We start from the raw sequence: 24,567 nt of genomic DNA, 5'->3' as shown, positions 1-24,567 counted from the left end.
CCGCGGCGATGCCGCCCCGCCTCAGCGGGGCGGCGCCGCCTGTCAGCGTCGGCGTCGCCGCGCGAGCGCTGTCACCACCGAGCCGCCCGCCGTGAGCAACGCCGCTCCGGCCGCCAGGTACCAGACCTGCTCGTCGCTGCCGGTGGCCGCCATCGGGCCGCCCGGCTTGTGCGGCTTGCCGGGCTGGGCCGGAGGTGTCGGCTCGGCCGGCGGGGTCGGCTCGGTGGGCGGTGCGGTCGGCGGGACCGGCGGCGGCACCTCGCCGTGCGTGCCGCACGTGTCACCCGGGTCGTCCCCGCAGTTGGAGTCGTCGGGCCCGGTCACCGCGTTGTCCAGGTCGCGGTCGCCGGTGAGCGGGTCGTTGACGGTCGCCGAGTAGGTGAGCGTGGCCGAGGCTCCCGCGTCGAGGTCGCCCTTCCACGTCAGCCCGGGCTTCGCGTACGAGACCGTGCCGCTGCTCGCCTTCGCGTCGTCGTTGTACGTCGCGTCGTCGAGCACCTTGCTCAGGTCGTCCGTGAGGGACGCGCCCTTGTAGGGGCCCGTGCCCGTGTTGGTCACCTTGACGGTGTAGGTGACCTTGTCGCCCGGCTTCGGGGCGGCCGTGGACGCCGTCTTGACGATGTTCAGCTCGGCGGGCTCGATCGTGACCTTGTAGTCCTCGACCTCGCCCGGACCGCCGTACCCTTCCGCCGACGTGGGCGCCGGCGCGCGCAGCGCCCGCACGGCCCGAGCCTTCGACGCGGTGTCGGGCTTCTCGCCGAGGAGCCGCAGCCGCATGTACGTGGTGCCGGTCTTCGTCGTCGACGGCTCGGCCCAGTGCAGGGTCGCGCGGCGCGCGCCGTCGGCCACCTTGGTGACGGCGAGCTCGCCCTTGTCGAACTCGCCGTTGCCGTCGAAGTCGATCCACCCGGCGAGCACCGCGTCCTTGCCGGTGGTGTTCGTCGTCCGCACGTCGAACGTGACATCGCCCTGGTGCCGGTGGATCACCGGCCGCTCGATGAGGCCGTCGTCGGTGTCACCCGCCGCGTCCGCGCCGGGCTTGCCGTCCTTCTCGGCGTCGACGGCCGAGCCGAGGCGCAGGCCGGGGGTGATGAGGGCGTGCGGGCCGTCGTTGCTCTTCCTGGTGTGGTAGCTGTCGGGCGCGTCGCCGTAGTCCATCTCCGGCTCGGGCAGCGTGACGTTGCAGTCGGGGTCGTCCGAACCCTCCTCGCAGTTGGAGCCGGGCGCGACCACGGTGTTGTCGAGCTTGCCGTCGCCGCTGACCGGTGAGTTGACCTTCACCGAGTACGTGTAGCTGACGGTCTGCCCGGCCGCGATGTCGCCGGTCCAGCTGAGCGTCGGCTCGTCGTAGGAGACGGTCCCGCTGCTCGCGTTCGCGTCACCGTTGTACGTGGCGTCGTCGATGACCTCGGACAGGTCGTCGGTGATCGTGGCGCCCTCGTAGTCGCCCTTGCCGGTGTTCTTCGCGGTGACGGTGTACGTGATCGTCCCGCCAGGTGTGACCTTGCCCTGCGCGTCGGACGTCTTCTTCACCTCCAGGGAGGCGACCGGCGTGGACGTGGAGCAGGTGTCGTCCGGGTCGTCGCCGCAGTTGGATCCGGGCGGCCCGGTGACCGTGTTGGTGAGCTGCTTGTCCCCGGTGACCGGCTTCTTCACCGTGACCGAGTACGTGACGGTCGCGGTGGCCCCCTTGGCGAGATCGCCCTTCCAGGTCAACTTGCCGTCGGCGTAGGCCACTTCACCGCTGCTGGCCTTCGCGTCGTCGTTGAACTCGGCGTCGTCGAGGACCTTGCTCAGGTTGTCGGTGAACGTGGCGCCCTTGTAGGTGCCTTCGCCGGTGTTGGTGACGGTGACGGTGTAGTCGACCTTGTCACCGGACGTCACGGGCTCGGTCGCGTCGACGGCCTTCTTGATGTCGAGCGACGCGACCGGCGTCGAGGTCGAGCAGTCAGGGTCCTTCGAGCCCTCGACGCAGTCGGAGCCGGGCGGGCCGACCACCGTGTTCTCGAGCTTCTTGTCGCCGGCCGCCGGGGTGTTCACCTTCACCGAGTACGTGTACGTGACGGACTCGCCGGCGGGGATGTCACCGGTCCAGGTCAGCCTGCGCTTGCCGTACGCGACCGTTCCGGCGGAGGCCTTCGCGTCCTTGTTGTACGTGGCGTCGTCCAGGACGCCCCGCAGGTCGTCGACGACCTCCGCGCCGTTGTAGTCGCCCTTGCCGGTGTTGGTCATCGTGACCTTGTAGGTCACGGTGTCGCCGGAGGTGACGGACGACGCGGCGTCGGTGGTCTTCTTGATGTCAAGGTCCGGCATGTCCTGCCGCGTCGTGCAGTCCGGGTCCTTCGAGCCCTCGGCGCAGTTGCTCCCGGGGATGTCGGAGGACACCACGTTGGCGAGCTGCTTGTCGCCGGTGGCCGGGTTCTTGAGTGTCACCGAGTACGTGAGGGTGACCGTCTCGCCGACCGGCACGTCGCCGGTCCATGTCAGCTTCGGTGACGTGTAGTCGAAGGAACCGCTCGACCCGTTGTCGGAGGCGTCGTCGTTGAAGTCGGCGTCGTCGAGCACCTTGGTCAGATCGTCGGTGACCTCGCCGCCCTCGACCGCGGCCTGCCCGGTGTTCTTGACCTTGACCGTGTAGGTGACCTTGTCGCCGGGGGCGGCGTCCGTCTTGTCGGCCGTCTTCTTGATCTCGACTGCCTTGACGGGGGTCTCCGTGGAGCACAGCGGATCGGCGGAGCCCGGCGCGCAGTTGGAGGACGGCGGGCCGGTCACGGCGTTCTTCAGCTTGTCGTCGCCGGACCCGGCCGCCTTGACCTTCACCTTGTACGTGATGGTCGCCGAGGCGCCGGGGGCGAGGTCGCCGGTCCAGGTGTACTTGGTGCCGTCCATGGCGACGGTGCCGGTGCTCGCGGTCGGCTTCCCGTCGAGCTCGGCGTCGTCCAGGACGCCCGCGAGGTCGTCGGTGACCTTCACGTCCTTCTCGGTGCCGCTGCCGGTGTTCGTCACCTTGACCGTGTACGAGACCGTCTCGCCGGGCGAAGTCTCCTTCGGCGCAGCGGACTTGGCGATGGCGATCCCGGAGTCGTGGATCGTGAGCTTGTGGTCCTCGACCTCGCCCGCGGTCTCGACGAAACCGGTCGGCTTCGGGTCGGCGACCTCCCCGTCGTAGAGCCGGAAGCGGGCGAAGGTGGCGCCGGCCTCGGCGCCGCTGATCCCGCTCCACTTGAGCTTTGCGCTGGTGGCGCCCGCGGGGACGGAAGCGGTGGCCCGCTCTCCCTCGTCGAACTTCCCGTTGCCGTTGACGTCGATCCACCCGGCGAGCGTGGCGGCGCGGCCGGTGGCGCTGTGCACGGGCACCGTCAGCTCGTAGCCGCTCGACGACGTGGTCAGGGCAGGCAGTCTCTTGAAGGCGTCGTCCTCGTCCCCGGTGCCGTCGAGCGGATCGACGGCGTTCTGCTCGGAGGTGACCGAGCGGCCCAGCGTGAGGTCCTTGTCGGCGATGAACTCCGCGCCGGAGGACTCCTTCTTCGTGCCGTACGAGTCGGGCGCGTCGCCGAAGTCGTAGGGCCGCAGGCAGCCGGCCGCGTCGGCGTTGATGGCCGGGGTGGTGGTGCTCATCCGTTCGCCGTCGCCGATCTTGTCGGCGGTGATCGGCGAATCGGCGGTGGAGGAGCCCAGATCGAGGCGGTAGATGCCACCCGCGCCGTTCTGGTAGAGGTACATCGTGCCCATGCTGTCGATGAACGTCTGGTACGTGACGTCGGAGGGCACGTGAGCCCCCAGGTCCGTCCACTTCCCGGTCTTGGGGTCGAGGCGCCACAGGGTGCCGTCCGACGCGACCGTGTAGAGGAACCCGTCCGGGTGGAAGGCGAAGTCACCGGAACCGTGCACCCCGTCCACCGATACGGTCTCGACCACCGAGGAGTAGGTCGGGCTCTCGGTGTCGATGTCCACCACGTAGATCTTGCTCACGGTGTGGTCGTAGACGTACAGCTTCGACCCGTCCAGCGATGTGGCCGCCATCGCCGCGCCCGCGGTGGGCAGGTCCTTGATGGGCGTGTGCGTGAACTCCCCGGTCTTCGGGTCGATCCGCATCAGGTTCCCACCCGTTGACTGGAAGGCGTAGAGATAGCCGTCCAACTCGCTGTAGCCGATGCTGGGGTTGTACGTGCGGGTCCTGCCGAGGGCGCCGATCCGGGTCTTGGCGCCGGTGACCAGGTCGAGGGAGTAGAGGCTGTACTGGTCGCCGTCCCACTGCTGCAGGTACCCGACATCCGAGCAGTAGCCGCCCCGCTTCGCGGTGACCTTGATCTTGTAGTCCTCGACCTCGCCGGCTCCGTCGTGGTAGCCGGTGGGCTTCGGGTCGGCGACCTCGCCGTCGTAGAGGCGCAGCCGCAGGTACGAGTCGCCGGCCACCCCGGCCGGCAGTCCGGACCACTTCAGTTGGACGGACGTGGCTCCTGCCGGGACGGGCACCGTGGCGCGCTCGCCCTGGTCGAAGGTGCCGTTGCCGTTGACGTCGATCCAGCCGGCCAGCGTCGCGGTGGCGCCGGTGCTGTTCTTCACGGGGACGGTGACCGTGTGTTCACGTGAGTCGGAGGCGATGGGCTCGACGGTCCCGAGGGCGTCGTCGTCGGTGTCGCCCGTGCCGTCCAGGGGCTCGCGAGCGTCGCGCTCCGAGGAGACGGCCGAGCCGAGCTTCAGGTCGTTGTCGGCGATGGCGCGGGCACCGTTCGAGTCGCGCAGTGTGCCGTACGAGTCCGGGGCGTCGCCGAGGTCGTAGGGGCGCAGGCACCCGGCGGCGTCGTTGCCGCCGGTGGGATTGGTCTGGCCGACCTTTCGCGCCGATGGCACGGCCGATCCGGCGACGGGCGCCGCGGGGGAGGATTCGGACAGGTCGATCGCGTAGATCGCGCCGGTGGGGTTGTTGACGGGATAGAAGGTGCCCAGGTCGTCGAAGTAGACGCCGCCGTAGGCCGCTGCAGGAAGCTTCTTCCCCAGGTTGGTGATGCTCCCGGTTGTCGGGTTCAGGCGGCGCAGGCTGCCGTCGTCGCCCAGCACGCCGTACAGATACCCGTCGGCGGGGTTGACCGCCCAGTCGGCGACGTTGCCGTAGTTGCCGCCGCCCCCGTTCGCGTCCGTGGTGCGGGTGGTGGCCACGATCGTGCCGTAGGTGGGGCTGCTGGTGTCGATGTCGATGGTGTAGAGCTTGCCGCTCGTGTAGTCGCGCGCGTAAAGCTTGGAACCGTCCACCGAGTTCGCCGCGCTGTTCAGGCCGCCCCCGGCCCCGGGCCAGTTGCTGACCTGCGTCGTGGTCGTCTCGCCGGTCTGGGGGTCCCACCGGCTGAGCGCGCCGCTCGGGCTGATGCCGTAGACGGCCCCGTCGAGACGGCTGTAGCCGATGGACGGGCCCATCGAGTCGGTCGCGACCTTGTTCTGCGTCCCTTCCGCCAGATCCAGGTCGTACAGATCCGGGTTTCCGTTGACGGACTGGTACAGGTAGGCGACGTCCGAGCAGATCCCGGGGATCGCCGCGCGCTTCCCCCTCGACGCACCGGCGCGCTCGGCCCCGGCCTGCGCGGGCTTCGCGCTCGTCTGGGTGGAAGCGGTCGCCGCGAAGGCGGCGCCGGCGGGGAGCGGGGCGGTGGCGAGTGCGGCGGTGACGAGGGCGGCGGTGCCGTACAGCATGCGGGACTGGCGGAGGGTGCGGCGCCTTTCGGGCCTGGAGAGCGACATGATGTGTGTATAAGTCCGACGGAGACACGGAACACGGACTGACACTCTGCGTAATCGAATATCACCTGTAGGCCCCACGCTTCATCGCGTCTCCGCAGTTCACGCTGCCCCCATTCGGCACAGTGTGTCACTGTGTGTGGCTGGCGGCCGTGTCGCGGGCGTCCCGGGGACGTCAGCACTCGACCTCGAACTCCAGCTCGTCGTAGCGGCGCTCCGCGAGCTGCTCGGGGTGCCCCGCGATGAGGGTGAGGTAGTCGTTCCCGTCGCAGACGGCGCCTTCCGGTATGCGGATGAACAGCACGTGCCCGCGGTCCTCCACCGGGTTCTGCCAGGCGCGGGAGTGGCCGCCGAGTTGGATGTCGTGGGTCCATCGGGCGTCGAGAAACCTGTCGATCTCCCCGATCAGCCTGTCCACGAGCCGCGTCCGCTCGGCGTCCCCTTCGGCGTACTGCGCGGCTTCCGAGACGTGGGACCAGCGGGAGAGGTCGGGCATGGTGGTGCCAGGTACCGCGTAGAGCGCGAACGGCTCGTAGAAATCCGGGCGGACGGTCTCGCTCCTCTCGACGGCCTGCAACTCGCCTACCCGCAAGGGGTGTTCGGCGGATTCGGCCTCGGGCGGCAGATGGATGACGGCGCCTTCCCCCGGGTAGTCGCTGATCTCGGCGAAGATCACCAGCTGTCCGGCTGCGGGAAATTCGATGTCGAGAACGCCGGCGGGTATGGCGGCGCAGTCGATGGTCAGCACGTGCGGCAGGTCCTCGGGAGCTTCCACGTCGTGGGGGAGGCGGGCGGGTCCGGAGGCCCGGCCGACCGCGCGGGCGCCCTGCTTCTGCTCCTCCGGCAGATTGTCGAAGGAGCAGAGGTGGACGCAGGGGCGCAGGAGGCGGATGAACGCCTGCGTCACCGGCTCGGGCACCCCGAGGTCCCGGCCGGCGTCGAGGGCGGCCTGACGTACGGGCTCACGTACGGTCGAGTTCATGGGCGTCACAGTGCCATGCGCCACTGACACCGCACGCGGCGCGTCACGACGACTCCCGCGTTCCACGACCGCGCGGGCCCGACGCGCTTCGGGGTGGTCCGCGTCGACTACCCGACCGGCACGGTCCAGGTCTGCCAGGCGGCGGTCCCGCCCGGGGTCAGGGCCGTTCCGGGCTGATACCGGCCACCGCCAGTCCGAGCAGGGTGGAGGCGCGGGCGGCGGGGTCGGGGTGGTGCTCCGTTGCGAGGGCGAAGCCGACTGCCAGGGTGATCAGGTCCTCGACCGTGACCTTCGGTGCCACCGCGCCCTCCCGCGCGGCGCTCCGCAGTAGCGGCTCTCCGGCATCGATCAGCGCCGCCGCGCAGGAGTTGCCGCCCACCGGGTCGTGCCCCTCGTCGTACGAGAGGGCCGCCGCCAGCCCGCGCGCGGTGACGCAGTAGGCGACCACCTCGCCCAGCCATTCCAGCAGCGCTTCCCGGCCTTCGCCGTCGCGGCGGCCGTCGTCCTTCCCGCCGTAGAGCTCTCGTGCCCGCGCGCACAGCGCCTCGATCCGTTGCTGGGAGACCGCCTCCAACAGCGCCCGCCGGGTCGGGAAGTGTCTGCGTACCGTCGCCGAGCCGACACCGGCGACCCGCGCGATCTGCTCCAGCGAGGCGTCCGAGCCCCGGGCGGCGACCTCCTCCTCGGCCACGGCGAGGATCCGCTCGTAGTTGCGCCGGGCGTCGGCGCGTTGCCGCTCGACCATGTGATCAGCTCCAGGATTGCTAAGTGGCGGGCCCCGCCATATCGTATCTCGGCAGAAGTGGCGGGCCCCGCCACTTCTCGCGGTCGACGCCTGCCGGCGGACGGCCGTACGCGAAGGAGCCCTTTCATGTCCACTCCACCCACCAACCCGTCACCGGCCCACGCCCCCGTACTCGTCACCGGCGCCACCGGCCGCCAGGGCGGAGCCACCACCCGCGCGCTGCTCTCCGCGGGTGTCCCCGTACGCGCCTTGGTCAGGGACCCCGCAACCGAACGGGCCCGCGCGGTCGCCGCGCTCGGCGCCCGGCTCGTCACCGGAGATCTCCTGGACCGCGCCTCCGTCACGCACGCCGCCGAAGGCGCCCGCGCCGTCTTCTCCGTTCAGATGCCCGCGTTCACCGACGAGGGCGCCGACTTCGACAACGAACTGGCGCAGGCCACCAACCTCGTCGAAGGCGCCCGGGCCGCCGGGGTGGAGCAGTTCGTGCACACCTCCGTCGCCGGCGCGGGGCAGCACACCGAGGCCCCCGGCTGGGCCGAAGGCCGCTGGGACTTCATGGCCCCCGCCCTCGACACCAAGGCCGCCATCCAGGACCTGGTCCGCGAGGCCGGCTTCCCGCGCTGGACCCTCCTCAAGCCGGGTTTCTTCATGGAGAACCTGCTTCCCTCCATGGCCTACCTCTTCCCTCGCGGCATCGAGGGCGGCCTGATCACTCTCATCAAGCCCGACACCCGGCTCTCCCTCACCGCGGTCAGCGACATCGGCACCGCGGCCGCCGCCGCCCTCACGGACCCGGACCGTTTCCACGAGGTGGAGCTCGAACTGGCCAGTGAGTACTCGTCGATGGCGGAGATCGCCGGGACGCTCAGCCGCGTGCTGGGCCGGCGGATCACCGCGCCGGACCTGACCCTGGAGCAGGCCCTCGCCGCCGGAATGCCGCCCATGGGTGCCTCCGGCGCCTGGATGAACGCCATGAGCCAGCCGGGACGCCCGGAGTTCGCCCGGGCGCTGGGCCTGCCGCTGACGCGCTTCGAGGACTGGGTGAAGGAGAACCTGCGTTAGCCGGAACCGGTCGCGGCCACATGTACGGCTGGCGCGACACTCCTCGAAGGCCGGCTCGGGGTGGGCGTGGATGTGGTGGGACAGGGTCCCGGGTGCTTCTACCCGGCGACCGTGCTCACCGGAGTCGACGACCCCGACCACGTTCCGGTACGGCTCCGCCCGTGTGCACGCCGGATGGGCCGCTCGTTCAGTCCGCGGTGATCGCGTGCAGCTTCTCCCGCAGATACGCGTGCGATTCGACCGGCGGATAGGTCGTGCGGCCGACCGGCGCCGGGACGGACTCGACGACGCTGCCGGGCGTGCACTCGCCGAAGTACACCAGTGACATCAGCTACTCGGCGGGCGCGTCGGCAGGCGGCGGAAGGACACGGTGGCGGCCCGAGCGCCAGCGGTCGCCGGTCCAACGGGCCATCAGGTCACCGATGTTGACGGTGAAGGCGTCGGGGTCGAACGGCGCGTCCTCCCAGCCCCCGGCGTCCGTCCACACCTGCAGGCCGCCCTTGCCGGCCTGTCGGTCGAGGACGGTGACCGTGCCGAAGTCGGTGTGCGGGCCGATGCGGTACTGGCCTTCCTGCGGGGTGCCGACGATGTCCGTCCCCGGGTACCAGTTGATGTTGAACCCCCAGGTGGGGTGCGCCATATGGCGGGTGAAGAAGTCCGCCTCCAGGCCGAGCGCGACACCGAGCAGGTCGAGGAGTGTGTCGGTGAGACGGGCCATCTCCGCGAGATAGGTGTCGACGAGCGGCTTCAACTCCGGTACCTCGGACGGCAGGACGTTCGGTGCGAACCACTCGGCGTCCACGGCCGGGTCGCCGGTCGGGGTGTCGGCGGCCAGCGAGAGCGACTCCTTCAGGTCGGGCGGGGTCTCGGTGCCCTCCGCGTACCCGTTCGCCTCGGCGCCGGGGCCGAGCCAGCCGCGACCGCCGACCTTGACCTCGTACGCCTGCTTCGCCGACGCCGGCAGCGCGAAGATCGTCCGCGCGGCCGTGCGGATCCCGCTGCGCAGCGCCGGGTCCACGCCGTGCCCGGTGACCAGCAGGAACCCGGCGGTCCGCAGGGCGTCGTCGACGCTGCGCGCGACGGCGGCACGCGTGTCCGGGTCCCCGGAGCGCCAGGGCGACACGTCGATGGTGGGGATGCGCGGGTTGGTCACCGATGTCCTCGATCCACAGAGCCGGAAGGTACGTGCTGTCGTCGTTACGGTCCAGGGCCCCGCCCTCCCGCGGGTCCGCGCCGCGCCGGGCAGCGCCCTGATCCGTCCCCTTAACTCTCCGTTCGCGGAAACACCGGGGCAATGTGCGGAACGTACGCTCCGGGCAGTCGCCAGTCGGACGAACTGTCGGGAGGCACCGTGTCCGTCCTCACGCTCCGCGAGATCCTCCACCACTTCGATGCCGCCGCCCCCGAAGTCCTCGCGGGCGGCGAGTCGTTGGACCACCCGGTCCGCTGGACACACTCCAGCGAGGTGTACGAGGGCGCCAGCTTCCTCGACGGCGGCGAGCTGCTGCTCACCAACGGCTTCGGGCTGCTCGGCGCGAGCGCCGCGGACCGCCGCCGCTACGTCCGCGAGGTCGCCGCGCGCGGTGCGGCCGGTCTTGCCGTCGAGGTGGGGCGGGCGCTCGCCGTCATGCCCGACGAGGTGGTGGACGAGGCCCGCGGGCTCGGACTCCCGCTGATCGCGCTGCGCCGCGTCGTGCCCTTCGTCCGGCTCACCGAAGCCGCGAACCGGGCCATCGTCACCCGCGGCCTCACCGCCCGCACGGTCCCCGCCGGAGACGACCACGCGGCCGGGCTGCTCGCCGACCTCGCCGACGGGCGGCCGGTGCGCCCCTGCGAGGTGACCGCCCGGGCGGCGCTCGCCGGGTTCCGGCCGGGGGAGGCCGACCGGCTCGTGGCCGTCGCCGTGCACGGGCCCGCGGCCGTACTGGACCGGGCGGCGCGCGAGGCGGGCAGCACAGGGGTGTTGCGGGCGGCGTTCCCCGGGGACGCGCTGGGGGTGCTCGCCCTGCGGGGGACGGGTGACCCGGTCGGCCGGGTGCAGGACGCGCTGCGCGAGGCCGGCGGCGCGCAGCCGTTCGTGGCGGCGGTCGGCCCCGCGGTGTCCGCTGTCGGCCACCACTCGCGCTGGGGCGAGACGGTACGGGCGGCGCGCGAGTGCCTCGACCTCGCGCTGACCGTCCCGCCGGCCGAAGTCGCCGACGGCGAAGGCCCGTTGATCACATCGTGCCGCGCCCTGGCCCTGGAGCGCGAGCTCACCCGCGGCGACCTCGAAGCGGGCCGCGAACGTCTGACCCGGCTCGCCGAGGACGCCCTGGGTCCGCTGCTCGCGTGGGAGGCGGCGCACTCCAGCGATCTGGTGCGGACGCTCGAGGTGTACTTGCGCAACGGATGCAGTCCCACGCGGGCCGCCGCCCTGCTGCACATCGGGCGGCAGTCCCTTTACCAGCGCGTCGAACGCATCGAGTCGCTCCTCGGTATCGCGGTGGGCGACCCCGGCCTGCTGGGCGCGCTGCTGACCGCGACATGCGCACACCGCCTGGTCCGCGCTCGGGCGCCGCACACGGCGGAATCCGGCCGCTTCGCCGTCGCTGTGTGAGCCGCTTGGGCGTGCAACGGGCCGCCGAGCGTGCGGAGTTACAGCATGCGGCGTGCTCGCCGGTGCAGTGCCGCGTACACGGCGGCCGCCACCACGAACCCCACTCCGCAGGTCACATCCCCCAGCGACGGCCACGCGTCGGCGACCCACCCCACGTACCTCTCCTGGTTCGAGAACAGGGGTACGGACACCGCGATCCCGGTGAGCAGGGCGGCGGGGCCCGCCCAGTTCGCGTACGCGGGGTTCGTCATGCGGCCGACGAGTTCCGCGTCGGGCGCCTTGCGGTCCAGGAAGCGGGCGGTCAGCACGACGCCCAGCCACGGCCCCACCCAGTACGCGATGACCAGCAGGAACGCTTCGTACGCGCGTCCCGCGTCGGCGAGCGACGCCCAGGCCGCGGCCGTGCCCGCCGCCCCGGCGAGCAGGACCAGCGTGCTGCGTCCGATCCGCAGACCGAGGGAGGTGAGGGACATGGCGGACGAGTACACGTTGAGCGCGTTCGCGCTGATCGCGCCGAGCATGATGGCCAGGAGCGTCAAGTTGCCCAGCCAAGACGGCAGTTGGTCGGTGAACGCGGCCGTCGGGGTGGTGCCCTCGGGGGCGGCGATCGTCGCGGACGCGGCGCCGATGACCGACACCACCGACACCGAAAGGAACATCCCGAGCGCCGGATACACGCCCGTCCTCGTACGGGAGACGGTACGCGGCAGGTACCGCGAGTAGTCCGTCGCGAACGGGTTCCAGCCGGCCGCGTAACCGAAGGCCGCGCTGAACGCGAGCAGGAACCCGCCGACGCCACCGCCGCCGCCCGCCGCCGACAGGTCCGCGTCGCCGAATGTGAAGACCCCGGCGAGCAGGAAGACCACGGCGAGCACCGGCAGCGCGAACCGCTCGAAGGTGTGCACGAAGTTGTGGCCGATGAAGCCGATCAGGATCTCGGCGGCGACCACGAGCAGCAGGGAAGGCAGCGGCGCGAGCCCGGTGAGTGTGTTGAGCGCGAAGGCCGCGCTGACGCTGTTCACGGCAAACCAGCCGACGCCCGCGACCAGCGCGTTCACGGAGGCCGGGAAGCGGTTCCCGCGCCGCCCGAAGGCGAGCCGCCCGACCACCATCTGCGGTACGCCGAAGCGCGGCCCGTCCGTCGACAGGATCCCGTGCGTCACGGCCCCGAGCCCCGTACCGAGCACGAGCGCCGCCGCTGCCTGCCAGAAGCTCAGACCGAAGAACAGCACCGAGATCACGCCGATGTACACCGTCGCGAACTCGATGTTGGGCGAAGCCCACGTCCACAGCAACTGCCGTGGCCTGCCGTGCCGTTCGGCCTCGGGAATCGGCTCGCAGCCCGCCGCCTCCACGGCGATGACCTTGTCGCCGTAGACAGGCGCCGATCCGGTGGCGGGGTGAGCGGGCGTAGTCGTCATCCGCCCAGTCTGGGGACGACCGCGCCCGCTCAGCAGGGGCGCGATGTCCGCACCGGAGCGCGCGGTCCAGGACACCTTGTACGTCCCGCGGATCCTGGAGGCGGCTGAGGTGGATCGGCACTGCTGTGGTCTTGAGGTGTGTGCTGATGGCGTAGGCTTGTGTTCACCGACGCGGGGTGGAGCAGCTCGGTAGCTCGCTGGGCTCATAACCCAGAGGTCGCAGGTTCAAATCCTGTCCCCGCTACTCGTCGAGCAGGGCCCCGATCATGGATCGGGGCCCTGTTTCATGTTGCGGGCCCGGCGGGGCACACCGCCCGCGCGCGATGCGGACGCACGACGACGTACGCGGTCAGTCCAGGTCGGACATGTCGAGCACGAACCGGTAGCGGACGTCGTTGCGCTCCAGGCGTTCGAGAGCCGTGTTCACCTGGGCCGACGGCAGCAGTTCGATGTCGGCGGTGATGCCGTGTTCCGCGCAGAAGCGCAGCATGGCGGCGGTGGACGGGCGGCCGCCGCTGCCGGCGGAGCTGAGCTTCTTGCGGCCGATGAGCAGATCCATGGTGTCCACGGTGACCGGTCCGAGGTGGCCGAGTTGGCTCAGGGTGCCGTCCATGGCGGTCACGCGCAGGTACGGAGCCAGGTCGTGCGGGGCCGAGATGGTGTCGATGACCACGTCGAACCGGTCGCGGACCGCTTCCATCTGCTTCGGGTCGCCGGACACCACGAAGCCCCGTGCCCCCAGGTCGTGCGCCTCGTCGGCCTTGTCCGGGGTCCGGCTGATGACGGAGGTCTCCGCGCCGAGCCCGGCCGCCATCTTGACCGCGAGGTGCCCCAGGCCGCCGAGCCCCGCCACGGCGACGGTGCTGCCCGGGCCCACGCCGAGCGCCCGCAGCGGTTCCCACACGGTGACACCGGCGCACAGCAGAGGGGCGGTGGCGGCCGCGTCGAGGCCCGCGGGGAGTCGGTAGGCGAACCGGCTGCTCACGACGTACTCGCAGGAGTACCCGCCCAGCGTGGTCGACCCGTCCTGCCGGTCGGCTCCGCCGTAGGTCAATGTCGGGAACTCGCGGCAGAAGTTCTCCTGCCCCGCCCGGCACATGCGGCACGTGCCGCACGAGTCGACGATGTTGCCGACGGCCACGGGGTCGCCGGGGGAGAAGTCGCCGGCCGCGCCGCCGACCTCGGTCACCACGCCCGTGAACTCGTGCCCGGGTACGAGCACGCCGTTCGCGTCGCTCCCGTGCGCCCGCAGCGCGTGGAGGTCCGTGTGGCAGACACCGCAGTACTCGACGCGTACCGCGAGGTCGTCCGGGCGCAGATCCCGGCGCTCCAGCGCCGCACGGCGCAGGGTCCCCGTCGCGCCGTCCGCCTGCCATCCGGTCGTGGAACGCATCGCAACTCCTAAGACAGACTGTTCGGTCTGTTTGACGGTAGGCGCACGCGCCCCGAGAAGCAAACAGACGAGTCGGTCTGTTACGGTGCTGTGCATGCCCGACCAGCCATCCAGCAGCCGCGGGGCCGCGACGTATCGGCGCATCGTCGACGCCGCCACCCAGGAGTTCGCCCAGTACGGCATCGCCGGCGCGCGCGTCGAGCGGATCATCGCCGCCGCACGCACCAACAAGGCGCAGCTCTATGGCTACTTCGGCAACAAGGAGCAGCTCTTCGACGCGATCTTCTTCGCCTCGCTGGAGCGGATCACCAACGTCGTCGCCATCGACGCCGCGGACCTCGCCGACTGGGCGGTGCGCCTCTACGACGAGTACCTCGACCGCCCCGACCTGATCCGGCTCGCGACCTGGGCACGCCTGGAGCGGAGACCGACCGGGCACCTCGTGGCGGACCCCGACCGCTACGACGACCACAAGCTCAGCGCCATCGCCGAGGCCCAGACCGCCGGGCGCATCCGCCAGGGAGACCCCTTCGACGTGATGGCCATGGTCATCGCCATGTCCATGGCCTGGTCCCCGGTCAGCAACGTCTACGCCGCCTCCGCCGACGAGCCCGAGAGCGTGCACGACCAGCGGCGTACGCTGCTCAGGGACTGTGTGAGTAGGGCGGTCGCCCCGGAGCGGGCCGTCTGAGCACACCGGAAAGGCAGGCACACGATGACTCCCCACGCCCCGGCCGAGCAGCCGCGGGACCGGACGGGGCCGTGCGCCCGCTGGCCCGCCGAGCAGGGCGAGACGATCCGGCAGATCGTGGAGCGGGCGGGCGACAAGTGGGGCGTGCTCGTGATCGGCACGCTGGAGAACGGCCCCCTGCGCTACACCGATCTGCAACGCGCGATCCCCGGAGTCTCCCAGCGCATGCTCACCCACACCCTGCGCCAGCTGCGCCGCGACGGCCTGGTCACCCGCACCTCCTACCCCGAGGTGCCGCCACGCGTCGAGTACGCGCTGACCGACCTGGGCGCGACACTGCTCGTCGCGGTCACCGCCCTGATCGACTGGGCCGGCACACACCACGACGAGATCACCCGCAACCGCGCCCGCTTCGACAGCGAGGCCACCGGCAGCCGTACCCCGTCGGACCGCTGAGCGGACCGCGCCCCTCATGACGCTCCTCGACGCGCGATAGCGTGCGCCGGCGCCCCCGACCGCGGGGCACGTAGGGGGCGAGGTGTGAGGGGTGGGGACGAGACGGACAACGGGGAACATGAACGGAGAACACAGCACGTGAGCAGTACCGCAACCACCACCCGAGCCCTGATCCTGGAAGAGTTCGGCACCCTGCCGCGCCTCGGGGAGCGGGCCGTGCCCGAGCGGCGCCCCGGGCACACCCTCGTACGGGTGGCGGCGGCCACCGTCGCCCACCTCGACCTGAACATCCTCGACGGGCAGTTCGGCATCCTGCCCGAGCTGCCGTTCATCCCCGGCACCCAGGGCAGCGGCTTCGTCCTCGCCTCGGACACCCACCCCGAGGGCGCCCTGGTGCGACTGCGCGGCGAGGGCCTCGGGCTCAGCCGCGACGGCGCCTGGGCCGAGCACGTGCTCGTGCCGGACGCCGCCGTGGAGGTCATGCCCGAGGGCACCGACCCCGCGCTCGCCTGCATCTACTTCTCGCCCGTCGGAACCGCCTGGGCGACCGTCCACGACATCGCCCAGGTCGAGCCGGGCGAGCGGGTCCTGGTCACGGGCGCGTCCGGTGCGGTCGGCGCCATGGCCGTACAGCTCGCGGCGCGGGCCGGCGCGGAGGTGGTCGGCGCGGTCGGCCGCCCGACGAAGCTGGAGCACGTTCCCGCCGTCGCCAAGGCGCTGCTCGCCAAGGACCTCTCCGAGGAGGCGATCGGCGGCAAGGTCGACGTACTCATCGACACCGTCGGCGGCCGGATCCTGCGCGACGCCCTCACCCTGGTCCGCCCGCGCGGCCGGGCCGCGCTCCTCGGCTACACCGCGGGCCGCGAACTCACCCTGGACCTCGCGGACTTCTTCCTCGCGGAGGTGTCCCTGCTGCCGGTCAGCATGATCAGCCGCGGCGAGGAGGTCGCCCCCGAGGTGCTGCGCCTGCTGCCGGACCTGTCGTCGGGCGCGCTGTCTCTGCCGTACGAGCGCCACGGGATGGACGCACTCGGCACGGCGGTGGAGCGGTTGCGCACGGGCGCGACGGTCGGCAAGGTCGTCCTCGACATGGACGGCGGCAAGTAGCAGCGGATTCCCGCCCCGCGCTGCACAAGCGGGGCGGGAATCAGTGGCGGTACGCGGACGGCCGACACTCCGCCTACCGGACGTCCGCCGCCGGCGCGCCCGCGGTCTGCTTCAGGTGCAGACGGCGCAGCGCCCTCGGTGCCGTCTCCGGGAGGGCCAGCAGGCATGCCAGGGACAGCACGCAGGTGCCCGCGAGGTAGTAGCCGACGTTGGCGGCGTCCTCGGTGGCGGCGACGATGCGGTTCGCGATCAGTGGGGAGATGCCGCCGCCGAGGACCGCGCCGAGGTGGAAGGCGATGCCCATGCCGGACTGGCGCTGGTCGCGGGGGAAGAGCTCGGTGAAGAAGGTGTACATCGGGCCGAAGAGCAGCCCGGTGGTCGCGAAGCCGAGCATCAGTGCGGCGGTGAGCGCGCCGATGGTGCCCGTCCCGGCGAGCGGGAAGACGACCAGCATCGCGGCCAGCGACGCGAGCGCCCCGGTGAGCATCACCGGGCGCCGGCCGAAGCGGTCCGAGGCCCAGGCCCCCAGGACGTTGGAGGCCGCGTGGACCAGCAGGCCGAGGGTGCTGGCGTTGACCACCGCCTGCCGGGGCAGCCCGAGACCGTCGGGCGCCGCGGACGTCGCGTAGGACACCATGAAGGTGACCAGCGCGAACGTGCAGGAGTTCAGGCCGATGTTGACGCCCGCGGCCAGCAGCACGCGCCGCCAGTTGGAGCGGAAGACGTCGGCCACCGGACGCCGGTTCTTGAGGGTCTCGCCCTCCTCGCGCACCATCTGCTGGAAGACGGGGCTCTCCGCCACGCCCCGGCGGATCCAGATGCCGATGACGATGGCTATGCCACCGGCGAGGAAGGGCAGCCGCCAGCCCCAGGACTCGATGCTGGAGTCCGGCAGGAAGAGCACGGCGGCGAACGCAAGATTGGCGAGGATCGTCCCGACCGGCGAGCCGAGCGCGACGAACACGCTTCTCATCAGGGGCGTGCTCGATGGCCAGGGCCGCCGCGCCGCCGGTCTCCCCGCCGCGGAACAGGCCGTGCGTCATCCGCAGGACGACCAGGAGCAGTGGCGCCGCGACACCGATCTGGGCGTAGGTCGGCAGCAGTCCCATCACGACGGTCGCCGTACCCATGCCGACGAAGGTGAGCAGCAGCGCGAAGCGCCGCCCGTAACGGTCGCCGAGCCAGCCGAACCCGGCGGCGCCGAGCGGCGCCATCAGGAAGCCGATGGCGAAGGTCGCCAGGCCGAGGAACGTGCCGAACCAGGCGTCGCCGGTCCGGAAGAAGGTGTCGGTGAGGACGAGCGTGGTCGCCGTCCCGTAGATGGCGAAGTCGTAGAACTCCAGGGAGGTGCCCACGCCACTGGCCATGGCGATGCGGACGATGCCGCTGCGGGGCGGCGGTGGCGAAGTCGCTGTGTCCGCCGCCGATATCTGCTCGGTCATGTGTCTACCTCAGGACCTGTCAGGGGAGTTGCGGCACGTAGCCGGCGGGTGGTGTGCCGCCGGTCAGTTCGGTGATCTGTGCGGCACGGTCGAGGGCGGCCGACAGGATCGACCGGAAGCGTTCGACTCCGGCTCCGGGCCCGAAGCCGCCCACCACGAGCTCGAAGGCGACGTGCCGGTCGGGGCCGAAGACCGGCACCTGGAGGGTGTGGGCGTGCGCCTGCGGACGCGGGTCGCGGCAGTACGCGGCGTATCCGCTCGCCATCCGCTCCCAGAGCCGGGCGAGGGCGCTGCGCCCGGCCGCGGCGTCGCGCCCGCCCCGTGCCTCGTCGGCAAGACCGCCGAAGTGCTCGGACATGGTGTGTCCGAAGGAGATGGCGTACCCCTGCTCGCGCACCAGGGCGATGGTGTCCTCCAGGAGGTGGACGTCCACCGGGCCCGTGAGACGCCGGGCGTCCTCCACCCAGGTGCGGTGCAGTTCCGGCTCGCACCAGGCGGCGAAGCCGGGGTCCATCGGCGCCGCGAAGGGGAAGCAGGTCCCCACGTACGGGAGCCGGTTGTCGGCCGCGGTGAGGACGACCACCTGGTCGCGCACCACCGTCGACAGGGCGCACTCGACGTCCAGGTCCCGGGCGAGACCCTGGACGATGTCGCCGACGCCCGCGGCGAGGCGGAGCCGGGCGCCGAGCTCGGCGAGGTCGACGCCGGTGACCGGGGGAGCGAACGAGCCGTAGCCGCCGTTGAGGAACACGAGCGGGGCCTCGTCGGTGCGGGGCCCGAGCCCCAGGTCGTCCACCGCGCCCAGCACCATCACGTGGTCCCCGGCCGGAAGCACATCGTGCACCGTGGCGTCGAACCAGGCCACTGCGGACCGGAGTCGGGGCACACCGTGCGCGTCGAACTCCCAGGCGTCGCCGGCGAACCGGTCCTCGGGAGCGGCCGCGAAGAAGTCCCGGCACAGGCTCTCGTGTTCGGCGCCCAGGACGGAGGCGCGGAACCGGCCTGCGCGGCGGATGCCCGCGTACGTCCGGGACGTCGTCTTGGGCAGGAACCCGACCAGCGGCGGGTCCTCGGACACCGAGGTGAACGTGCCGACGACCATGCCGATCGGGCGGCCCGACCCGTCGACGGACGTGATGATGGTGATGCCGGTCGGGTACCGCCCGAGGACCGTGCGCCATCGCGACTTGTGCGGGGCCGGTGGCCGTGGGGCCGCCCGGTGTCCGCCGGGTGCGGTCTGCTGATTCGTCTGGCTGGCCATCATCTTCCTTGTCATGACGGTGACGTGGGTGAGGATGCGGGGCCGGTGTCGTCGAGAACCCGGGCCGACGGTCGGTCAGTACAGCTCGATGCGGAGCCGGTCGGAGCGTGCCCGCGAGACGCAGAGCGCGATCTCCGTGCCGGCCGCGTGCTCGGCGGCGGACAGGCAGTGGTCGCGGTGGTCGGCGGTTCCCTCGAGCAGTCCGGAGACGCACGAGCCGCAGATGCCCTCCTCGCAGGACTTGCCGACCGGGATGCCCGCCTCCTCAAGCACGGAGAGGATCGACCGGTCCGCGGGGACCTCGAACTCCTCGCCGGTGTCGAGCTCCACCGTGAACGATGTGTTGTCCGAGGCGTCGACCGGCTCCGCGGAGAAGTGCTCGACATGCACCTGCGATTCGCCCACGACCGGGGCGAAGACGGCGGTTACCTGGTCCATGAAGCCGACTGGGCCGCAGGTGTACACATGGCTTTCGGGCGTCAGCGTGGCCGCCGACGGACGCAGGATGTCCGGATGTTCGGTCCGCGGTTGCCCGATGTGCAGGGTCACCCGGTCGCGGAACTCGGCGCGGCGCTCCAGCAGGTCCCCGAAGGCGAGGTCGTCCCGCGAGCGTACGAAGTAGTGCAGCGCGAAGTCGGCGCCGCGGCGGTGGAGTTCGTACGCCATGCTCAGCAGCGGGGTGACGCCGATGCCGCCCGCCACCAGCAGATGCCGGTCGGCGCCCTCGGCGATGCCCAGCAGGTTGCGCGGCTGACCGATCGTCAACTCGTCGCCGACCGCGGTGCGGTGGAGCGCGGCCGAGCCGCCCCGCGACTCCGCCTCCCGCTTGACCGCGATGAGCACGGACGAGCGGTCGGCCGGGTCGCCCGCCAGCGAGTACTGGCGCAGGACCCCGGTCGGCCCGGTCACATCGACGTGCGCGCCCGCGGCGAAGGGGCCGAACGCGGCGCCGTCGGCCCTGCGCAGCCGCAGGGAGCGGACCGCCGCGCTCTCCTCCACGATCTCGGCCACCTCGACGGCGACGCTCATTAGAGGACCATCCCTTCTGCAGCCCTCACGAGTAGGGTTGTGACCTCTCGGTCCCGGTGGGTGCATGGCTTGTGTCGCGAGCTGCTCGACGGCCACTGTGAGTTATGCCAGCCCCGCCGGGCCGAGGCCGTCTGATCGGCTTCAGGGACACGCCCCGCAGAGGGCCGATTAATGAGCTCCCGGCAGACGTCCTCACCACCGGGCAGGTCCTTGGCGCACGACACAGAGGTGCTTCTTTCGTGTACATCGGCTGGGACTGGGCGACCGAGACCCACGACGTGACGGTCATGGACAACTCTGGTGCGAGGGTTGACCGTTGGGAGTTCTCGCACACCGAGGACGGCATCGCCAGGACGCTGGCCAAGCTGGCGAAGTGCGGTGCCCCGGCGGACCTTCCGGTGGCCATCGAGACTACCCGCGGCCTGGCCGTGGACAGGCTGCTGGCCGCCGGGCACCCCGTGGTGCCGGTGCATCCCAACGCCTTCCACGCGATGCGCCCGCGATGGGGCGCATCCAAGGCCAAGACGGACGCCGGCGACAGCCTCAAGCTCGCCGACTACCTGCGCACCGACGGCCACTTCCTGCCCCGCCTGGAGCCCACCGAGCAGGCCACCATGGACCTGCAGGCCCTCACTCGGCAGCGGGCCGATCACGTCGAGGCCCGCATCGCGGCTGTCAACCAGCTCGCGGCCCTCCTGGACGCACACTGGCCCGGCGGCAAGGCCGTCTTCTCCAGCCTCGACAGCGATATCGCGCTGACCTTCCTGGAGCGATACCCCACCCCGTCCGCGGCCGCCGAGCTCACCGCCGGACGACTGGAAGCCTGGTGCAAACGGCAGGGATACTCGGGAAAGCGCCCCGGCAGCGTCCTGATCGGGCGCCTGCGCTCCGCTCCCACCGCGGCCTCCCGCCTCAGCAAGAACGTCGTCGGACAGCTGGTACGCACCCAGGTCCAGCTCGTGCGGGGCATCCGCGCGACCATCCAGGCCCTGGACAAGTCCATCGCGGACGCGGTAGCCACCCACCCCTACGCGCCACTCCTCGCGACCATGCCCCGCATCGGCACGGTCAATCTCGGCCAGATCATCGGTGAGCTCGGCCCGATCCTCGAACGCTCCCGCACCAGCGAGCAGTTCATCGCCGAGACCGGCGTCGTCCCGGTGACCCGGGCATCCGGAAAGTCCCGCGTGGTGACCTTCCGCTACGCGACCAACAGACGTGCCCGGCAGGCCATCGTCACCTACGCCGACAACAGCCGACACGGCAGTGACTGGGCCGCAAAGATCTACAACGACGCCCGGACCGCCAAGAAACGCCACCCGCACTCGGCCCGCATCCTCGCCCGCTCGTGGCTCCGTGTGATCTGGGCCTGCTGGCGCACCGGCACCTGCTACGACCCCGAGATCCATCAAGCCAACAACAAGATCAAACCGGCGCTCGACATGCCCAAAACCGCCTAGAGGTTGACTCAGGGAACTCACAGCAGGAACCCCGCGGCGGGCACGGCGTCCTCGGCGTCCACGAGGCGGATCACCTTGCGGACGATGCGGTCCGCGGACCGGTCCGCGCCGAGCCGGACCGTGAACTCGACGTCCGCCGCCCACAGTTGGTGGTTGCCGCGCTTGTATGCGACGAGGACCTGGGTGGCGCGCAGCGACACCGAGTCGTCGGCGACCTCCACGGGCACGAAGCGGGACACGGTGCGCGCGGTCCTGGCCGCGTCGACCGCCGCGATGGCGTACCCCTCGGTGAGGCGCGCCACGCGCATGGCCCGCATCCGGGCGTCGTCGTAGACCATGTTCAGCTCGTTGTCGAAGTCCTCGGTGGTGGCGTCGAGCGGGACGACGTAGATGCCGTCCTCGGCGTACAGCTCGTTCCAGGCCAGGTACTCCTTGCGGTCGAGCAAGTCGGCCTCGCGCCACAGGAGTTCGATGGACCGCACGACGCGCGGGTCGTCGAGGGGGACGGCGGGGGTAACGGTGGCGGTGGTGGTGTCAGCCATTGCTCATCATCTTCTTCCACTTGCGGTACGCGGCCCGCATACCGGTCTCGTCGGTGCTGTGCGAGGTGGCCCAGCCCTCGGGGGCCTCGGCCTCGCGCTTCAGGCCGCGGTTCACCATGATCGGCATCTCCGGGCAGGCGCGGGCGCCGCGCTGCACGCGGTCCCAGCCCTCGGCGTCGTCGGGGGTGCCGAAGCCGAAGGGGCCCTGGAAGTGCTCGTGGATGCGCAGGCGTTCGCGGCGGATCGGCCCCGCGATCTCCTCCGGGGCGTCGATGCCGAGCGCGATGTGCTCGACGATCGTCTCGTCGACGCTGACCGGGCGCAGCACCCGGAAGAACGCCGAGGACAGGCCGACGTTGGGGAACAGGTTGAGGTTCGAGCCGGTGCCGTGCATCGCGCGGACCAGCTTGCGGACCTGCGCGTCATCGGCGCCGCCCTGCTTCAACTCCTCGACCAGGCCGTCGAATCGGGGCTGCAGGGGCTCGTTGCCGTCATCGGCGTCGAGGTCCATGTGCGCCGGCACCATGTGCATCACGCTGTGCCCGTTGCCGAGGTCGTGGCAGGTGGACGCCGGGTCGGTCATGAAGCTCAGCATGTCGGCCGTCTCGCCGTCCACCGAACTCATCCAGGAGCGGTGCACGATCGGGAAGTGGTAGCCGTCGGTGGTGTTCTCCAGCTGGATCTTCCAGTTGCCCCGGAACCTGAAGCGGTGGGTGCCGAGCACCTTGAGCGGATAGCCGCCGCCCTGCTTCATGAACCGGTCCGCCCACCCGCGCACATCGCCGAGGAACTCCTCCAGCGGCTCCGCGTCGTGGTCGAAGGTGGCGAAGATCAGGCCGCGGTAGCTCTCGGTGCGCAGCTTGTGCAGCCCCATCTCGTCCTTGCTCATCACCCCCTCGTAGCCGTCGGGGTAGGGAATGCCGCGCAGCCGCCCGTCCAGGCCGTAGGACCAGGCGTGGTACGGGCAGGTGAAGCCGTTGGCCTCGCCGCGCGGCTTCTCGCACAGGCTGGCGCCGCGGTGCCGGCAGCGGTTGACGAGGGTGTGGACGACGCCCTTGCGGTCCCGGGTGACGATCACCGGATTGCGGCCCACGGACGTCGACTTGAAGCTGCCCGGCTTGGGGAGCTCGCTCTCGTGCGCCACCCAGATCCAGGTCTTCTCGAAGATCTGGGTCATCTCGCGTTCGAAGATCTCCGGGTCGGTGTAGACGCGCGCGGCGACGCGGTCCTCCTGCACCAGGTCGGCCGGCTCCAGTTGATGGATGGTGTCCGCGGTGAATTCGATGGTCATGCGCTCTTCTTCTCCTCGGTGTTGCTGCTCCCGGACCGGTCCGGGCCCGTACGGGGGCCGGCGGGGCCCAGGAAGCCGGGGGTGGTCGGGTCGAGGCCCAGCAGGACGGCCCCGGCGTCGTCGTAGAGGTGCTGGCTCAGCGAGGCGTGCAGCTGGGGGACCTGGGCGTCGAGCCGGATCGTGTTCAGCGGGTGCGAGTTCTGGATGATCGCCGCCCCGGACACCTTGGACAGGTCGTGGACGACCTGCGCGGCGGTGTCGGAGACGTGCACGGCGCTGAGCCGGATGCGGGCCATCTGGTCCCGGGTCGCCGTTTCCCCCGCGCTGACGGTCTCCCACACCTCCTCGGCCACGTCCAGGAAATAGCGGCGCGCCGACTGGAGCGCGACGTATGCCCGCGCGAACTCCGTGCGGTAGTAGGCCCGTTCACCGACCGGCGGTGCGCCCGTGATGCCCCGGTAGGAGCCGGACCGCTGCGCGTGGTCGAGGGCGCCGAGCGCCACGCCGAGCCCGATGGCCGCATGGCACTGCGCCTGATACCCGATCAGGGGGTAGCGGAAGAGGGGCTCGTCGATCTGCGAGGCGCCACCGCGGACGTAGGTCCACTCCAGCGGGATCTCGACGTCGTCGAGCACCGTGTCGAAGGAGCCCGAGGCGCGCATCCCGCTCACGTCCCAGTCCTGCACGATGGTGACCTGATCGGCCGGGAGCAGGGCCGCTCGGGGCTGCCCGCCCGCGGACTCGTCGACCAGGCCCACGTTGATGTAGTCGGCGGCCATGCAGCCGCTGGCGAACTTCCACCGGCCGCTCACCCGGAAACCGCCCGCGGTCCGCTCCGCCCGCTGCATCGGGAAGAGGCCGCCGGCCACGACGACATCCGGGCCCTTGCGGTAGATCTCCTCCTGGGTGCCGACGGGGAGCGCGCCGAGGTAGGTGTTGGCGGAGGCGAAGCCGACCACCCAGGCTGTCGACCCGTCCACGCGTCCGACCTCCTCGACGAGCCTGAGGAACTGGTGGGGCGGCAGCACACACCCGCCGAAGCGGATCGGGGTGGCGTGCCGGTAGACACCGAACGGCATGAGCTTCTCGATGAAGTCACGCGGGACGTACCCCTGGGCGTTGAACTCCGCACGCCGCTCCGTCAGTTCCGCAAGCACCGCCTGCCACTTCTCGCCGGCCATTGGCTCGGGGACATCACCCATGCTCGCTCCTTCGTGCTGGTAACAGGCCCAGTCGGATGCTCAGCCATCGGTTGTGCCGATGCGACGGGTCGGACCGGTCAGTGGACCGACGGACCGAGAACGGCGGGGCGATGTGGTCGTATCCAGTGGCGGAACGGACGCGCGGTCACGGCCG

General features: G+C 71.1%; 17 protein-coding genes, 1 tRNA gene and 2 pseudogenes. 7 read left to right on the top strand and 13 right to left on the bottom strand.

Annotated features, from left to right (window positions below; genetic code table 11):
• Positions 1–42: 42 nt before the first annotated feature.
• The 3 genes from ACP4E5_RS07280 to ACP4E5_RS07270 all read right to left on the bottom strand — a co-directional run bounded on the left by ACP4E5_RS07280 (position 43) and on the right by ACP4E5_RS07270 (position 7,460).
• Positions 43–5,736: a DUF7927 domain-containing protein gene (locus tag ACP4E5_RS07280; protein ID WP_425826072.1), complete on the bottom strand. Its 5,694-nt coding sequence runs from the start codon at positions 5,734–5,736 to the stop codon at positions 43–45.
• Between the two features lie 172 nt (positions 5,737–5,908).
• Complete coding sequence (locus tag ACP4E5_RS07275) at positions 5,909–6,715, bottom strand: hypothetical protein (protein WP_425826071.1); 807 nt, start codon at positions 6,713–6,715, stop codon at positions 5,909–5,911.
• A gap of 157 nt (positions 6,716–6,872) precedes the next feature.
• Positions 6,873–7,460 (bottom strand): TetR/AcrR family transcriptional regulator, encoded by a 588-nt coding sequence (locus ACP4E5_RS07270; protein ID WP_425826069.1) that lies wholly within the window; start codon positions 7,458–7,460, stop codon positions 6,873–6,875.
• Between the two features lie 126 nt (positions 7,461–7,586).
• On the opposite strand from ACP4E5_RS07270, the gene ACP4E5_RS07265 reads away from it, so the two are divergent.
• Entirely contained in the window at positions 7,587–8,522 is a 936-nt protein-coding gene (locus ACP4E5_RS07265) for an NmrA/HSCARG family protein (RefSeq protein WP_425826067.1), read from the top strand.
• Between the two features lie 187 nt (positions 8,523–8,709).
• Here the strand turns inward: ACP4E5_RS07265 and ACP4E5_RS07260 are convergent.
• Positions 8,710–9,675: pseudogene (locus ACP4E5_RS07260) on the bottom strand (isopenicillin N synthase family dioxygenase).
• 198 nt (positions 9,676–9,873) lie between these two features.
• Here ACP4E5_RS07260 and ACP4E5_RS07255 point away from each other — a divergent pair.
• A complete protein-coding gene (locus ACP4E5_RS07255; RefSeq protein WP_425826065.1) occupies positions 9,874–11,118 on the top strand; it encodes a PucR family transcriptional regulator in 1,245 nt (414 codons plus the stop codon).
• 38 nt (positions 11,119–11,156) lie between these two features.
• Here the strand turns inward: ACP4E5_RS07255 and ACP4E5_RS07250 are convergent, their stop codons facing one another.
• Positions 11,157–12,539, bottom strand: coding sequence for a purine-cytosine permease family protein (locus ACP4E5_RS07250; RefSeq protein WP_425826063.1), 1,383 nt, complete (start codon positions 12,537–12,539; stop codon positions 11,157–11,159).
• A 170-nt stretch (positions 12,540–12,709) separates the two neighbouring features.
• On the opposite strand from ACP4E5_RS07250, the gene ACP4E5_RS07245 reads away from it, so the two are divergent.
• A tRNA-Met gene (locus tag ACP4E5_RS07245) sits at positions 12,710–12,783 on the top strand.
• Positions 12,784–12,888: 105 nt separating this feature from the next.
• Here ACP4E5_RS07245 and ACP4E5_RS07240 read toward each other — a convergent pair.
• A complete protein-coding gene (locus ACP4E5_RS07240) occupies positions 12,889–13,932 on the bottom strand; it encodes an NAD(P)-dependent alcohol dehydrogenase (protein WP_425826061.1) in 1,044 nt (347 codons plus the stop codon).
• A gap of 94 nt (positions 13,933–14,026) precedes the next feature.
• Between ACP4E5_RS07240 and ACP4E5_RS07235 the strand changes: the two genes are divergently transcribed.
• The 3 genes from ACP4E5_RS07235 (at position 14,027) to ACP4E5_RS07225 (ending at position 16,186) form a co-directional block, all read left to right on the top strand.
• Complete coding sequence (locus ACP4E5_RS07235; RefSeq protein WP_425826059.1) at positions 14,027–14,623, top strand: TetR/AcrR family transcriptional regulator; 597 nt, start codon at positions 14,027–14,029, stop codon at positions 14,621–14,623.
• A gap of 24 nt (positions 14,624–14,647) precedes the next feature.
• The gene (locus ACP4E5_RS07230) at positions 14,648–15,079 is read left to right on the top strand and encodes a winged helix-turn-helix transcriptional regulator (RefSeq protein WP_425826057.1); all 432 of its coding nucleotides are present in this window, start codon (positions 14,648–14,650) and stop codon (positions 15,077–15,079) included.
• Between the two features lie 138 nt (positions 15,080–15,217).
• Positions 15,218–16,186 carry a quinone oxidoreductase family protein gene (locus tag ACP4E5_RS07225; RefSeq protein WP_425826055.1) on the top strand — a complete coding sequence of 323 codons (969 nt, stop codon included), beginning with the start codon at positions 15,218–15,220 and terminating at the stop codon, positions 16,184–16,186.
• A gap of 73 nt (positions 16,187–16,259) precedes the next feature.
• On the opposite strand, the gene ACP4E5_RS07220 is transcribed toward ACP4E5_RS07225, so the two are convergent.
• From ACP4E5_RS07220 to ACP4E5_RS07205, 4 genes and pseudogenes are all read right to left on the bottom strand, one after another.
• On the bottom strand, positions 16,260–17,159 hold the full coding sequence (locus tag ACP4E5_RS07220) for an MFS transporter (RefSeq protein ID WP_425826053.1): 900 nt from the start codon (positions 17,157–17,159) through the stop codon (positions 16,260–16,262).
• Positions 17,160–17,208: 49 nt separating this feature from the next.
• Positions 17,209–17,553, bottom strand: a pseudogene (locus tag ACP4E5_RS07215) (MFS transporter); the annotation flags it as partial.
• A 94-nt stretch (positions 17,554–17,647) separates the two neighbouring features.
• The gene (locus ACP4E5_RS07210; protein WP_425826051.1) at positions 17,648–18,889 is read right to left on the bottom strand and encodes a flavin reductase; all 1,242 of its coding nucleotides are present in this window, start codon (positions 18,887–18,889) and stop codon (positions 17,648–17,650) included.
• Between the two features lie 75 nt (positions 18,890–18,964).
• A complete protein-coding gene (locus ACP4E5_RS07205) occupies positions 18,965–19,918 on the bottom strand; it encodes a PDR/VanB family oxidoreductase (RefSeq protein ID WP_425826049.1) in 954 nt (317 codons plus the stop codon).
• A 239-nt stretch (positions 19,919–20,157) separates the two neighbouring features.
• Here ACP4E5_RS07205 and ACP4E5_RS07200 point away from each other — a divergent pair, with 239 nt between their 5' ends.
• Positions 20,158–21,378, top strand: a complete 1,221-nt coding sequence (locus ACP4E5_RS07200; RefSeq protein WP_425826047.1) for an IS110 family RNA-guided transposase — start codon at positions 20,158–20,160, stop codon at positions 21,376–21,378.
• Positions 21,379–21,395: 17 nt separating this feature from the next.
• On the opposite strand, the gene ACP4E5_RS07195 is transcribed toward ACP4E5_RS07200, so the two are convergent.
• Genes ACP4E5_RS07195 through ACP4E5_RS07185 form a run of 3 tightly spaced genes read right to left on the bottom strand, consistent with a single transcriptional unit; the run spans position 21,396 to position 24,413 of the window.
• On the bottom strand, positions 21,396–21,920 hold the full coding sequence (locus ACP4E5_RS07195; protein ID WP_425826046.1) for an aromatic-ring-hydroxylating dioxygenase subunit beta: 525 nt from the start codon (positions 21,918–21,920) through the stop codon (positions 21,396–21,398).
• A complete protein-coding gene (locus ACP4E5_RS07190; protein ID WP_425826044.1) occupies positions 21,913–23,211 on the bottom strand; it encodes an aromatic ring-hydroxylating oxygenase subunit alpha in 1,299 nt (432 codons plus the stop codon). Before ACP4E5_RS07190 ends, ACP4E5_RS07195 begins: the two co-directional genes overlap by 8 nt.
• Positions 23,208–24,413, bottom strand: a complete 1,206-nt coding sequence (locus ACP4E5_RS07185) for an acyl-CoA dehydrogenase family protein (protein WP_425826042.1) — start codon at positions 24,411–24,413, stop codon at positions 23,208–23,210. Before ACP4E5_RS07185 ends, ACP4E5_RS07190 begins: the two co-directional genes overlap by 4 nt.
• Between the last annotated feature and the right edge of the window lie 154 nt (positions 24,414–24,567).

The organism is Streptomyces fractus, from assembly GCF_049844455.1.
In the GTDB taxonomy this organism is placed as follows: domain Bacteria; phylum Actinomycetota; class Actinomycetes; order Streptomycetales; family Streptomycetaceae; genus Streptomyces; species Streptomyces fractus.
The sequence above is the reverse complement of the archived record's forward strand: the minus strand, read 5'-3'. Positions and strand labels throughout refer to the sequence as shown.

Coding starts and splice junctions, on each gene's coding strand:
- ACP4E5_RS07280 (WP_425826072.1), bottom strand. CDS start 5,736: ATGTCGCTCTCCAGGCCCGAAAGGCGCCGCACCCTCCGCCAGTCCCGC.
- ACP4E5_RS07275 (WP_425826071.1), bottom strand. CDS start 6,715: ATGAACTCGACCGTACGTGAGCCCGTACGTCAGGCCGCCCTCGACGCC.
- ACP4E5_RS07270 (WP_425826069.1), bottom strand. CDS start 7,460: ATGGTCGAGCGGCAACGCGCCGACGCCCGGCGCAACTACGAGCGGATC.
- ACP4E5_RS07265 (WP_425826067.1), top strand. CDS start 7,587: ATGTCCACTCCACCCACCAACCCGTCACCGGCCCACGCCCCCGTACTC.
- ACP4E5_RS07250 (WP_425826063.1), bottom strand. CDS start 12,539: ATGACGACTACGCCCGCTCACCCCGCCACCGGATCGGCGCCTGTCTAC.
- ACP4E5_RS07240 (WP_425826061.1), bottom strand. CDS start 13,932: ATGCGTTCCACGACCGGATGGCAGGCGGACGGCGCGACGGGGACCCTG.
- ACP4E5_RS07235 (WP_425826059.1), top strand. CDS start 14,027: ATGCCCGACCAGCCATCCAGCAGCCGCGGGGCCGCGACGTATCGGCGC.
- ACP4E5_RS07230 (WP_425826057.1), top strand. CDS start 14,648: ATGACTCCCCACGCCCCGGCCGAGCAGCCGCGGGACCGGACGGGGCCG.
- ACP4E5_RS07220 (WP_425826053.1), bottom strand. CDS start 17,159: ATGAGAAGCGTGTTCGTCGCGCTCGGCTCGCCGGTCGGGACGATCCTC.
- ACP4E5_RS07210 (WP_425826051.1), bottom strand. CDS start 18,889: ATGGCCAGCCAGACGAATCAGCAGACCGCACCCGGCGGACACCGGGCG.
- ACP4E5_RS07205 (WP_425826049.1), bottom strand. CDS start 19,918: ATGAGCGTCGCCGTCGAGGTGGCCGAGATCGTGGAGGAGAGCGCGGCG.
- ACP4E5_RS07195 (WP_425826046.1), bottom strand. CDS start 21,920: ATGGCTGACACCACCACCGCCACCGTTACCCCCGCCGTCCCCCTCGAC.
- ACP4E5_RS07190 (WP_425826044.1), bottom strand. CDS start 23,211: ATGACCATCGAATTCACCGCGGACACCATCCATCAACTGGAGCCGGCC.
- ACP4E5_RS07185 (WP_425826042.1), bottom strand. CDS start 24,413: ATGGGTGATGTCCCCGAGCCAATGGCCGGCGAGAAGTGGCAGGCGGTG.